Source organism: Zooshikella ganghwensis DSM 15267 (assembly GCF_000428585.1).
Taxonomy (GTDB): Bacteria; Pseudomonadota; Gammaproteobacteria; order Pseudomonadales; family Zooshikellaceae; genus Zooshikella; species Zooshikella ganghwensis.
Window position 1 is genome coordinate 33,593 of record NZ_AUAF01000030.1, and the last position, 13,061, is coordinate 46,653.

At 40.4% G+C, this 13,061-nt stretch carries 10 protein-coding genes; 8 read left to right on the plus strand and 2 right to left on the minus strand.

Features of this window, described 5'->3' with window-relative positions:
• Window positions 1–6 precede the first annotated feature (6 nt).
• Window positions 7–1,899: an ATP-binding protein gene (locus tag F607_RS28900; protein ID WP_051311198.1), complete on the minus strand. Its 1,893-nt coding sequence runs from the start codon at window positions 1,897–1,899 to the stop codon at window positions 7–9.
• A 387-nt stretch (window positions 1,900–2,286) separates the two neighbouring features.
• Here F607_RS28900 and F607_RS0109145 point away from each other — a divergent pair, with 387 nt between their 5' ends.
• The 6 genes from F607_RS0109145 (at window position 2,287) to F607_RS28920 (ending at window position 7,939) form a co-directional block, all read left to right on the plus strand.
• Window positions 2,287–3,333 carry an NAD(P)H-dependent glycerol-3-phosphate dehydrogenase gene (locus F607_RS0109145; RefSeq protein WP_051311201.1) on the plus strand — a complete coding sequence of 349 codons (1,047 nt, stop codon included), beginning with the start codon at window positions 2,287–2,289 and terminating at the stop codon, window positions 3,331–3,333.
• Between the two features lie 25 nt (window positions 3,334–3,358).
• Window positions 3,359–3,820, plus strand: a complete 462-nt coding sequence (gene sixA, locus F607_RS0109150) for a phosphohistidine phosphatase SixA (protein ID WP_027707853.1) — start codon at window positions 3,359–3,361, stop codon at window positions 3,818–3,820.
• Between the two features lie 334 nt (window positions 3,821–4,154).
• Window positions 4,155–4,967: an alpha/beta fold hydrolase gene (locus F607_RS28905; RefSeq protein WP_051311206.1), complete on the plus strand. Its 813-nt coding sequence runs from the start codon at window positions 4,155–4,157 to the stop codon at window positions 4,965–4,967.
• On the plus strand, window positions 4,951–5,841 hold the full coding sequence (locus F607_RS28910; protein ID WP_051311203.1) for an alpha/beta fold hydrolase: 891 nt from the start codon (window positions 4,951–4,953) through the stop codon (window positions 5,839–5,841). The genes F607_RS28905 and F607_RS28910 overlap by 17 nt, the downstream gene beginning before the upstream one ends.
• 148 nt (window positions 5,842–5,989) lie before the next feature.
• Window positions 5,990–6,889 carry a DUF4892 domain-containing protein gene (locus F607_RS32695; protein ID WP_051311204.1) on the plus strand — a complete coding sequence of 300 codons (900 nt, stop codon included), beginning with the start codon at window positions 5,990–5,992 and terminating at the stop codon, window positions 6,887–6,889.
• A 21-nt stretch (window positions 6,890–6,910) separates the two neighbouring features.
• Window positions 6,911–7,939 (plus strand): patatin-like phospholipase family protein, encoded by a 1,029-nt coding sequence (locus F607_RS28920; RefSeq protein WP_084611178.1) that lies wholly within the window; start codon window positions 6,911–6,913, stop codon window positions 7,937–7,939.
• Window positions 7,940–7,943: 4 nt separating this feature from the next.
• Here F607_RS28920 and F607_RS0109175 read toward each other — a convergent pair whose 3' ends face one another.
• A complete protein-coding gene (locus F607_RS0109175; protein WP_027707854.1) occupies window positions 7,944–8,447 on the minus strand; it encodes a lactoylglutathione lyase family protein in 504 nt (167 codons plus the stop codon).
• Between the two features lie 101 nt (window positions 8,448–8,548).
• Here F607_RS0109175 and F607_RS0109180 point away from each other — a divergent pair, with 101 nt between their 5' ends.
• Together F607_RS0109180 and F607_RS35895 are read left to right on the plus strand one after the other, a co-directional pair.
• Window positions 8,549–9,427, plus strand: coding sequence for a LysR family transcriptional regulator (locus tag F607_RS0109180; RefSeq protein ID WP_027707855.1), 879 nt, complete (start codon window positions 8,549–8,551; stop codon window positions 9,425–9,427).
• 919 nt (window positions 9,428–10,346) lie between these two features.
• Window positions 10,347–13,061, plus strand: a 2,715-nt coding sequence (locus F607_RS35895; protein ID WP_038290775.1) for a calcium-binding protein, incomplete at its 3' end; no start/stop codon positions are given.

Genomic DNA, 13,061 nt, shown 5'->3' on the forward strand with positions numbered 1-13,061 from the left:
CAAAATTCAAACATTAGACGGCTTGACGTAATGTGAACGTTTGTTTTGTTGATGCACATAAAAGTCTTTCAAGTGCTGAGCTAGCTTGTCTCTTAATTGATTGCGGGTAAATGGTTTACTCAAGAAATCATCCATACCACATGCGATGCATTGTTTTTTTATCTCAGGCGAAAATTCGGTGATCAGCGCAATAATAGGCGTTTGTTGCTGACGACTAGCCAGTAGTTGTTTTATTTGACGACAGCATTGGAAACCATCAATGTCGGGAAGATGGAGATCCATTAAGATCAGTGCATAGTGATGTGTTGTGGCTATATTGACGGCTTTTACACCACTTTCTGCACTTTTCACTTGAAAACCCATTACCCCCAGCATACCTGTTATAACAGTCTGATTAATAGGGTTATCTTCAACCAGTAAAATAGTAGTTTCTTGGGAAGAGGGTAAGGGCTGTATGAGGGGAAGGGAAGAATGATTTTGAGTATTGTTAAGCTGAATAGGAATACTGAAGCTAAAAGTTGATCCTTGTTTTTCTATGCTGTCGACACTGAGTGAGCCTCCCATGATATTAACCAGTGTTTTTGCAATGCTTAGTCCAAGTCCACTGCCACTGTATTTACGAACACTAAAAGTGTCTGCTTGTTGAAATGGATTGAAAATATGTTCTAGACGGTCTTTCGCAATGCCTATCCCCGTATCCACAATACGACAGGTAAAAACTGTCGGCTGTTTGGTTTGCTCTTTAAGATGTGCTTCGAGTGTAATAGAGCCTTGGTGGGTAAATTTAATGGCATTGCTGATTAAATTGATGATTACCTGCTTCAGCCGGGTAGCATCAGCAAAGACCTGTAACCCAGGGGAAATATTTGAAAACTGAGTAATCAGTTGTAGACCTTTGGCAGCTGCATGGTGCTGAAATATGCGGGCACAGCTTTTTAATGCTTCATGCAGGTTAAATATATCTTGCTCAAGTGTGAGCTGTCCTCGTTCAATGCGTGAAAAGTCTAAAATGTCGTTAATGACTTTCAGTAAATGCTCAGTGGAGTTACTGGCAATCTTGATATACTCCCGCTGCTCGTGGTTGAGTTCAGTACAATCTAACAGTTGCAGCATACCTAAAACCCCATTCATTGGCGTGCGTAACTCATGACTCATCATGGCTAGAAAGTCACTTTTGGCTTGGCTGGCCATTTTTGCTTGGTGACTGGTTTCGATCAGCTCATTGGTAAAGTGCTGACGCTGCTGCTCTGCCTGTGTTAGTGCTGTCCCTAAATGATTCACTGCCGCCACCAAGGGCTGGAGTACGCCCGCTTTTTGTGAGGTAAGTTGAACTGGTGTGAACTGATGGGCTTCAAAGTGTTGGAGGGTTTGAGTAATGTGCTGGATCGGCAGGGTAATAGATTTAGCCAGATAATTTGCCATCAGAAAGGCAATCAATAACGTAATGCTACCAGCCACAATCACGCTAACTAGATACGGCAGTTGTCCAGTATGCTCATAGTCTCTAGAAAGGCCAACGATGATTTGGCCTTGGTAAAGTGGAGATGCAGGAGAATAGTTTAGAGCAAGCTGGTACTCAGTGCGCTCATCATATTCTTCATAGTCACTTTCTACGAGAGATATGAGTGGTGAGCCATCGGGGTATTCTATGCGGATATAGCAAAGTATTTCGTTATCAATCAGTGATTTAAGCTTTTCTTGAACCTCTGGCCATGGACTATGATCGAGTGCTTGAGCGATATGCAAGGCATGCGACTGTAGGCGGTGAGATATACTGATATCTAACAGTTGCTGGTTAGAAATGATGGTGTAGCTGGTGAGTAAAATAAACATGACGACACAAGGCAGCATACCGAGTAACAATGCTTGATGCTTGATTGTCCAGCGTCCTTGTCGCATGTCACTTAACCTGTGTTACGCGATTATATTTACCTTTTGCAGAGATAAGCCCCATCTTTTGGAGCTTATTACTCGATTCCGAAGTTTTTTCTTCTTGACTTTTTTATTGCTGAATAAATCAATAAGTTATAGAAATAGGCTGCCATGTAACAACAAGTGTTTACTAACTATGTATACACTGATCCTTGGAGCTTTTAGTTTTGCAAGCATTAAAAACTTCGGAATCGAGTTATTAGTCATACTAGGAGATGTTGAACAAAAGTGAGCTGAGTGAAACAAATAAATACATTGTGTGCATCTCTGAGTAGACGAAATCTGTCGTCCCTCTATAGTATGGTATAAATAGTAATATATAAGCTTTGAATTCAATCAGTTGGAAAATAAGGCATGAGTGATAAGGGTATGGGCAGTAAGCAGTTGATTGCTGAATATAAAGTCGCTGTTGTGGGAGGCGGTAGTTTTGGCAGTGCGTTGGCAGATATTGTGGCAGCAAATAAGTTTTGCGTTCGGCAATGGATGCGCAGTCAGTCTCAGGCGGATGAAATAAACCAACATCATACCAACAACCAGTATTTGCCTGAATATCCATTACATCCTGCCATTGAAGCGACCACTGACTTATCCTATGCCCTTAAAGATTCTGACGTTATTCTGGTTGCGATTCCCAGTAAATCATTCCGAACGGTTGTACGCCAAATGCAGCCTTTTGTTCAGCAGCAAATGGTTGTGAGTACCACTAAAGGCATTGAAGCGGACTCTTTTAAATTAATGAGTCAAATTCTTGAGGAAGAGCTGCCGACAGCAACAGTCGGTGTGATTAGTGGACCTAACTTGGCTAAGGAAATTGTTGCCAAAGCGCTGACGGCCACTGTAGTTGCAAGTGACAGTGAGGTTTTATGTCAAACCCTACAGCAACTATTGCATACTGATTATTTTCGCGTTTATTCCAATACAGATCGATACGGAGTTGAGTTAGGCGGTGCGTTAAAAAATATTTATGCCATTGTCTGTGGTATGGGGAGTGCTCTCAGCATGGGTGCAAATACACAAAGTATGCTCATGACACGTGCATTAGCAGAAATGAGCCGCTTTGCGGTAACACTGGGAGCCAACCCGCTAACTTTTTTAGGCCTGGCAGGTGTCGGTGATTTAATTGTCACTTGTACATCACCACTTAGCCGCAATTTTCGGGTGGGCTATGCCGTGGGCAAAGGTCAGTCACTGGATGAGGCTGAGGCCGAGCTAGGTCAGGTTGCAGAGGGGGTGAATACGCTTAGTTTAGTTAAAGTGAAAGCGGATGAGCTGAGTGTTTACATGCCTATCGTTCAAGGACTTTATGCGATTTTAGTGGAGCAGAAGCCGATTGCACGAGTGATTCGTCAGCTCATGCTGGGAGAGCAAAAAGATGATGTTGAGTTTCTTCTGCATTCTTAATAAATAAACGGGTTAAGATGTGTCTATGAAAATAATGATAATGCGTCATGGGGAAGCAGAGGCTACTGCTCTTTCAGATGGACAGCGACCTTTGACAGAAGAGGGTATAAATGAAGTAACCCAGGTTGCTGAGCTGGTTGCGGAAGAGTATGTTGTGTCAAAAATAATAGCGAGTCCATTATTACGGGCACAGCAAACCGCCTCGCTGATGGCGACCGGACTAAACTTGCCAGCGGTGGATACCCTGACAGAGTTAGCGCCAGAGCATAAGCCTGAAAGTGTGCTCAAAGCATTGGCAAGTGAGGAGGCAGAAGTTTTACTGCTAGTCAGTCACATGCCTCTAGTGGACCAGCTGGCGGGTTGGTTACTTGAGGGCTCTCGTATGAGTCCAATTGCCTTTCCGACGGCGACCGTTGCAGTATTGCATACGGATCATCTGGCCGCTGGAGTTGCTGAACTGGAGCGTGTTTTTTTAGCGCCAAGTTAAGGCTAATTAAAGGATTCACATCATTGCTTAGTATGCTCAACGCTTAGGGTGAACTGAGTGGCTAGATGCGCGATGCTAAATCCAATGCAAGGTCTTGCGTAGGTGAGTGAACACTTGATGATGAAAGTATAATTGTGTCTTCTTTCATTATAGCTGATCGTGTTATTATTCCCGTGTAAAAGAATTTACACATAAAATTCAAAATAAAAAGTACCCATATTTATGCAACAGTTTATGTGGATATGAGCCTGTTAGGGTTAACAGTTTGCTCTTGGCTGTTTGGATAAAACAGGATTGTTTTACCACTTTATTATTCGTATGTTATTTATTAAACATGTCATCAACTCAAATTCATTTTTCACATGCTAATGGTTTTCCTGCCCCAAGCTATCGTCAACTGTTTAAACACCTAGGGGACCATGGTTATAACATAGGTTATCTGGACCAGCATGGTCATAACCCGCGTTTTCCGGTAAATGATAATTGGGAGCACTTAGTTGCAGAGCTCATTCATACAGTGCGGCAACGATACCAGCAACCCGTGATTGCTGTAGGTCATTCGCTGGGCGGCTTTTTGTCATTGTCAGCGGCTAGTCAGCAGCCACAGTTGTTTCGTGCTGTGGTGATGCTTGACTCTCCATTACTGACTCGCATGGATCAAACAGTGGTTATGTTGGCAAAAAGATTAGGTTTTATTGACCGTATAACCCCGGCTGGCCGGACACAGGGGCGTCGTTCAAGTTGGCCTGACAGGGATCAGGCTCAGGCATATTTTGCGAGTAAATCATTATTTAAATATTTTGAGCCTGCGTGTTTGCATGATTATTTGACATATGGTTTGCAAGAGAATAAGCAAGGGGTGTCGTTGCGCTATGATGTAGCAACAGAGCTGAAAATTTATCGTACCATTCCTCACTTGCCGCTCAGAACAAAACTAACTGTACCAACGGCTTTACTTTTTGGACAACATAGCCGTGTTGTGGCCCATCGACATCGGCGTATGATTACTGGGCGTTACCGGGCACTGGTCAGGGAAGTTTCAGGAGGACATATGTTTCCGTTTGAACACCCAAAGGAAACGGCAGAGCAAATTCATCATGTCATTTCTCACTTGTTAATGAGAGGTGAATATGCAGTCTCCGCCTGAGTCGCTATCAATTAAGCTGCCTTCAGGTTTAACGCTGGCTGGTTTACGTTGGGGGGCGTCGCATCAGCCACTAGTATTAGCACTGCATGGTTGGTTAGATAACGCCGCGACTTTTAATGAGTTAGCACCTTTATTATCAGATTTTCAAATACTCGCCATTGATTTTGCCGGACATGGCTTATCTGATCATCGTCCTGCTGGTGTCTCCTATCATATTTGGGACAATATAACGGATATTTTAGGGCTATTGAGTGAAATCGGCTGCAGCGCCTGTCATGTGCTCGGCCACTCTATGGGGGCGATTGTGGCGATGTTATTGGCTGTCACATTCCCTGAGCGTGTAAAGTCGATTGCGTTGATTGATGGGTTATGGCCACTTACCAGTCAACCAGAGGACGTTCCCTCCCAGTTGCGTAAAGCGTTGATGCGTCAAATACAGCACCATCAGCGACGTATGCCGATCTATATGAGTTTTGACGAAGCGTTGACTGCCAGGCAGCGAAATACGCCTCTTTCATTGCGAGCAGTCCAGCATATCGTTGAGCGAGGTTTGCAAAAACTCCCAGAAGGCTGGCAGTGGCGGAATGATTTACGGTTAACACTGCCTTCCCCAGTTCGCTTGACGGATGCCCAGGCTGAGGCGTTTATCCAGCAATTGGATAGACCAAGTCATTTGTTTTTAGCCTCCAATGGTTTGTGGCTGCAGTACCCTTATTTACAAGAAAAAATGTCAAAATTAAATAGCATTAATGTGACAGAAGTGCTTGGACACCATCACTTTCATTTAGAAGTTGAAGGCGCGGTGATTTTGGCGCCCTTGCTTCGAGCGTTTTGGCATCACTACAGTGAGCCAGATGTACTTAATGATCAATGAGTCTATAAAGGTTCTCGTGAAACTATCAGGTAGACAACATATGGAGCAGAGTATTGGCTTCGTTTGTTAAAAAGACCATAAAGTGACTACCTGATGACTGAGAGGTTTACTAAACTAACAGTATACATGACAAGGGTTAGTTAACTACATGTGTTGTGTTAAATATCAGGCCATGATGGTGTTGGCCTTGCTGTTCCATATGTTGACGGCTAAAGCGGATCTGCTTGGTATAGCGCCTTATCCAAACGCAAAGATTGAAGAAAAGCAGCAAAGGGATGTGACTAATCATCAGGTCGTGTTGAGTGCTGTTCGTAAAGTCAATGGTTTGCTTAGGGCAGAAAAAGAGCTTTGGCTGGATGGCACTTTACACCGTGTTTTATATCAAATACCAACAGGACACTCCAATAAAGAGGCATTTGATTACTTTGTTGAGCAAGTCAGTAAAAGTGGTTCAACTGTCTTATTTCGCTGTGAAGAAAGGCGGTGTGGCAGCAGTAATTTGTGGGCAAATCAGGTGTTTGAGGTTGCTAAGCTTTATGGTCCTGATAGAGAGCAATATTATCAGGTTGCAAAGTATTTTGACCAGCAACAACTGTATTACATTGCGCTTTATACGATTCGTCGGGGAAATCGGCGGGTCTATGCTATGGTTGAAATCTTTAAACCCAAGCAGAAAGCGGCTAAACCACTTCTTATTAATGCGGATGCATTATTAGCGCAATTAAATGAACAGGGCTTTGCTGATGTCTTTGGTATTCCTGATGACGCAAAACAGATAGCGACTAATGATAGCTATCAGGTACTGAGGCAGCTTGTTAAGGAGCACTCATTACGGCTAGTCATCGTTGGGCAAGGAACCTGGCAGGTGAATTCAAAAGCATCTCTGGCTTCATCACTCGAAATGGGAAAAGCATATGCTCAAAAAATACAACAACAATTAGTGCTTGATGGCGTGGCGGCCGAAGATGCATTAGTTATGACTTCGGGGCCAGCGTTGAGTATTAAGCATCAGACGTTACCAGCTATTCGAATTATTAAACAACAGTAGAGGTATTTTAAAAATTTTAATATGGTTTTTTCCGAGATCAGCAATGAATCAAAACCAATAACAGTATCGCTGGTATTAGGCAGTGGTGGTGCAAGAGGTTATGCGCATATTGGTGTTATTGATGAACTGGTTGACCGGGGTTATCAAATTGATTGTATATCAGGCTGCTCTATGGGAGCCTTAGTGGGTGGACTGTATGCGGCAGGGAAACTAGAAGAGTATCGAGAGTGGATTAACTCCCTTGATTATATTGATGTGATCCGTTTGCTGGATGTTAGTTTTAACTTGGGAGGAATTCGTGGTAATAAAGTTTTTGAAGTCATTAGTGGTATGTTGGGAGACACGCGTATAGAGGATTTACCTATTCCTTATACAGCGGTAGCAACAGATTTAGTTGCACAGCAGGAAATATGGTTTCAGAGAGGTTTATTACAAGATGCTATTCGGGCTTCGATTGCTATTCCAAGTATTTTTACACCAGTTATCAAAGGTAATCGTTTTCTTGTTGATGGAGGGGTGTTAAACCCTCTGCCAATTGCACCTACAATATCAGCTCATACAGATATCATTATTGCTGTGGATTTAAGTAGTAATAAACCTGACCATGAACTGCCAGAAAATAATAAATCCAAAAAAACACTGTCCAAAGGTAAAAGCAGAGGACCCTTTGATCGTTGGTTTGGTCAGCTTCGGAAGCGTACACAAAGTTTATTTGAGAATGGTAATAAAAAAGACGACTTTTCCAGTATCATTAATGAAACAGGTGATAATGTCCTAAAAAAAGGTATGATGGAAATTATCAACCAGTCATTAGAAACGATGCAAAGCTCGTTAGCGCAATACAAAATTGCTGGTTATCCTCCTGATGTATTAGTGGGTATTTCTCGAAATGCTTGTCGGTTTTATGAATTTTATCGCAGTCAAGAGCTTATTGATTTAGGGCGTATGGCTGCGAAAAATGCACTGGACCGGTTTGAGGGTATTGAAACAATTCCCAAACACCAGGGTCCAGTTGTGATTAATGATGACAGTGAAGATTTAGCCATTTAATCGGCTATTCGTAAGTACCAACTGCATAGATGCTTTCATAACTGTGACTGTATATTTCTAGAATATTGCCAAAAGGGTCTTCCATGTAAACCATGCGGTAAGGCTTTTTACCTGGATAATAATAACGAGGCTTTGCCATTCGTTTTTTTCCTCCTGCCAAAATAATTTTCTCCATTAATCCTTCTACATCTGGATCTTGTATACAGAAGTGAAAAATGCCTGTTTTCCAGTACTCAAAATTATTATCAGGGTTTTGCTGGTTATTAAATTGAAAAAGCTCAATACCAATTCGATCCCCTGTGGCTAAGTGAGCAATTTTGAATGATTGCCAGCCAGCCCCAAAAACATCGGTACACATTTGGCCTATGGCACTTTGATCTTCAACAATTGTCGTGGGTTGCATAACCAAGTACCAGCCTAGTACTTGAGTATAAAAGCTTACAGCCTGTTCGACGTCAGGGACGGAAATACCAATATGGGAAAAAGTTCGAGGGTAAGGTGCTTTCATTAACCTACCTGTTAAAAGAAGTGAGATACGTGGTTGTAGTTTAGGAAAGAAGCACGTTAATATAAAATTATCATTAATGATGATAATGATTAGAATTTGTTATGGTTAATCAAAATTTTTTACGTACCTTTCGGGTATTGGTGCAGACGGGAAACTTTACGCGAACTGCTGAACAATTACATATGACACAGTCTGGCGTCAGTCAGCACATTAAAAAACTGGAAACACAGCTAGGGCAATTATTATTGAGCCGTTATGGCAAACGATTTGAACTTACGAGTGCAGGTGAGTTACTGTTTGATTTTGCTACAAAGCAGCTCACAGCAGAGTCAGAGCTATTGCAAGCGCTTGAAATGGATAATACTCATGTTGGACAGTGTAAAATAGCCTGCTCAGGCCCTATGGCAATGCAGTTATATCCTGAGCTGCTGTGCTTACAGATTGATATTCCTACCTTGACGTTTGCTGTTGAGGCAGCACCCAATGTTACCATTGTCGAGTTAATTAAAAATAACCAGTTTGATTTAGGTATTGTGACACAACAAGTCAGTGATCATACTTTAACGCAACAATGGGTTGGGACAGACGATTTCTGTCTTATTGTGCCAAAAGGTAAGCAAGCTAGTTGGTCGTCACTGACGAACCTGGGATTAATTAATCATCCCAGTGCTCATCATTATGCTCATCAATTATTAGAACAAAACTTTCCGAATGAGTTTAGTGATGTAAACCAGTTACCTGAGCGTGGTTATATTAACCAACTTGCACAGATCTTACTCCCGATCTCTCAAGGTATAGGATTTACTGTGATTCCTAAATCAACGTTAGATGCCTCTCCTTTTTTGAACAAAGTCAGAGTAGTGACCTTAGATAAACCTGTGGCAGAAGATGTATATTTGGTCAGTAAAAAACATAAACCGCTAGCGGCTCGTTATCAATTGGTGATAAGTTTAATTAAGCAGTTATGGAAAAAGTTATAGGAATGTATTGATTTCATTGTCGGTATTAATGTGCTATTCGCTTTGCCATCTGATCATTTCTTTCGCCCGTGTCAGAAGACCATCCCTGGCCTCTGACACTACCGATGCTCCCTGCATCTGCTCCATAAACAATCAAATGGCACGCTAAAGCTCACAAAGTAGTATTTGTTAGTTTGTTTGTGTACCTTCGTGCTGATTTGTTAGCTGGTAAGGTGTTAATAGATCAACTGATTCACTATATATGGCTTGTAAGAACAGCAACTGCGTATACAACTATTGCATTATACTAGTTGAATAGTATACTCGTATGCCGCTTACCTTACATTAGCAGTTTCTTTGAAAAGCTAAAAAAGTCAAGGAGTTGAAGATAATTTAAGTGGGAGATATAAGCATTGTACTTCCTTAGTCGATGGAAGCAAATCCATATTTGTTATAGATATATGGTATGGTGTTTGCTGATAGCCACTTTCTTTAAACTATTATCCCTTACTATTTCTACTGAAGAATGCAGAGTATGGGTACTAAATAGTTACTGGCTAAAGAAAATATTTTTTTTGCCTTTTTTAGAAAAAAATATATTGCTGTCTGATTGCCCCTCAAGAAAATCTATCTTTATATTTTACTTTTGGCCATGCTTTTTTGTATGGGGATGGTTAATACTATTTAAGCATGATTTTATTAAGAAAAATGTAAAAGTAACCTTTCAAACTGTTTTTGGGATGCTGTTTTACTTCATAGCTGCACTTTCGTATTTTTGGTTTGTACCTAATAGCTTTAGTGGACATTATAATAGTGTTTTTGAAAAGTTGGTCTTTGAGTGGGAATGGGTAACAGTTGTATTTTCTAATGTTTTTCTATTTATGTTGTTTATCCCAATGTCTTTTTTTTGTTTTGTTATTAGAAAGAAATGGTACTAAAAATGAGTGAAGTTGGTAATAAAAATGATTCCAAATCTATTTTGGATACTTATTTAGATATTTTTTCTGATACTTGGAATGGCGCTGCAGCTAGCTTTCAAGCATTGTTGGAAAATAAGCACTTTATTGATAAGTATCAGTTTTTTAATGCTGTTGATAAAGAAGTAAATGATATTTACAAAGTGATAGTTAAAAAAATTGATGCAAAATCTAAAACATCAACAACGTTAGAGTCAAAAATATACTATGGACAGGCTAGGGATCGAGTTAAAAGCTGGATAAAGGATAATAATGTAAAAATTTCTAAAGATGCTTGGTATAGAAATCCCAGTGCAGCGAAATACTTGGGAAATGCTTTTGCAGCTTTAAGTATATATGATATGGGGGATAAAGCATGGTCAGCGTATCAAGCAATTAAACAAAATAAAGATGCAAATGATGAGCTCTACCAATTAGGTCGTGCAAGTGTTATGACACTTGCTGGTGCTGCTGCTGGCTATGCTGCTGTTGCTGTTACTTCAGCTGTTGCAGCTCCAGTAGCACTTATTGTCGCTGCAGGTTTTGGCTTAGGTGCACTTGCAACTCATGCAGCAGGAGAGCTATTTACTAAGGAGTATTATCAGGAGGTTATAGATTACTGGGGAGATGATATTAACAAAGTATTTGAGAAAGCAACTGAAATATCAAAGGCTGCAACTGAATTCTCAGGTGAAATGTTAGATAAACTTTCGCAGTCTGTTGATGATTTTAATGGTTGGTTGGAAGAGACCTTTGACTTTACATTGGATGATGACATTGAGGCGTTAAATCCAAATGATTTGGATGGAGATGGAATACCTAACTCAGAAGATGATGATATTGACGGTGATGGGGCACCAAACTCAATAGATAAAGACTCTGATGGGGATGGAATCTTGGATATCGATGATGATACACCAATGGGTGAAACCTCAGGAGGTGAAGGTGGTAATGCGGCTTCAACCGCCGCAGAAGGTAGTCAAAACGCTAATCGTCGTATACCTCGTGATCCACTGGTGATGGACTTAGATGGTGATGGTGTTGAGTTAACGTCATTAGCTGAAAGTAATGCATATTTTGATTTAGACGGAAATGGCTTCGCTACTAAGACATCCTGGGTTTCTTCTGATGATGGTCTCCTTGTATATGATCGTAATAATGATCAGAAAATAAATGATATATCTGAGCTTTTTGGTAGCATGACAAAAAGTGGATTTGAGGAATTATCGGAGCTTGATAGTAATAAAGATGGTGTAATTAATAAAGACGATGAACTTTTTACTGAACTAAAAGTTTGGCAGGATGTTAATGGTGATGGTATAAGCCAGAAATCTGAACTAACTTCATTGAATGAAAAGAGTATCGAAGCAATTAACTTGCACCATCAGTCGTTTGAAGATAATGAAAATAACGATGGTAAAATAGTACGAAAAGGTACTTATGTCTATAAAGATGGTACTGAAAAAACACTAGCAGAAACAACTGAGATGGTAGCAGATGTTGAATTTGTGATTAAGCCAGAGTTTTCTAAATATATTGGTGATGTTACTGTAAGTGATGATGTAAAAAATATAGGTAATATCAAAGGATTTGGTTTAATTCCAGACTTGCATATAGCAATGAGCTTAGATAATGAGCTTAAAGAGTCGGTTTTGAATAGTATTGCTGATTTGACAGTAAATAATGCATTTGAAAAAGCAGCATCATTATTGTATCAGTGGTCTGGTGTAGAAGATGTTACAATTAACGATATTGATAAGAATGCACGACTACAACCTGATGAAAATGGCGATATAAAATTTAACCTGGCTGGTGTGACGTTAAATATTAAACAGCTTGCTGTGATTAAGCAATATACAGGCATAGATACCTTGCTTATTGGCGATGGTCAGTGGCGTGAAAATGGCGTTATCAAACATACAGGTTATTTATATCAAAAAGCCTGGAATGAATTATTTGCGAATGTACTCGTTAAATTTAGTGTTAGTAATGGTTTACTTGATAATATTCTTCCAGGAATTAACTATGATGTAACGACAGATAAGCTCAAAGTTCAGCTAGATTTGAAAAATCAAGCTGACACGATATTCAATGCTCTTTCTCAAAAAGCTATTTCCAGTAGAAAAGGTGTTAATAATAAAGTTTTACTAGCGGCATATACTCTTCTAGAAATAGCGCCAGAACATAAAGAAATGTTCAATAACTTAATAGCTTCTCGAATTAGCCAACTATCTTCTCAGCAGCTCGAACACTTTTTAAGTGAAAATCCACTGTCGTCATTGTTACAACTGAACTTGATTTCTGGCAGTGATAAAAATAATACACTTTATGGACAATCCCATAATGAAATTATTCTTGGTAAAGGTGGTGATGACCAGCTTTTTGGACGCGATGGCAATGACCATTTAACCGGTGGCGCCGGTAATGATAGCCTGAAGGGCGATGCTGGTGATGATGTTTTAGATGGCGGTGAAGGGAACGATATCCTGGAAGGTGGTAACGGCAATGATCGCATTTTATTTGGTTATGGATCAGGTCAGGATCTGGTGAAACATTATGATACGTACAACAAAGATACGTATACGGATACTGTGGTATTTGGTGAAGGTGTCACGCTGGAGAAATTACAGCTAATTAAAGAAGGTAAAAACCTACTTATACAGTTGGATGGCAGTAATGATCAGTTAACACTGAATAAC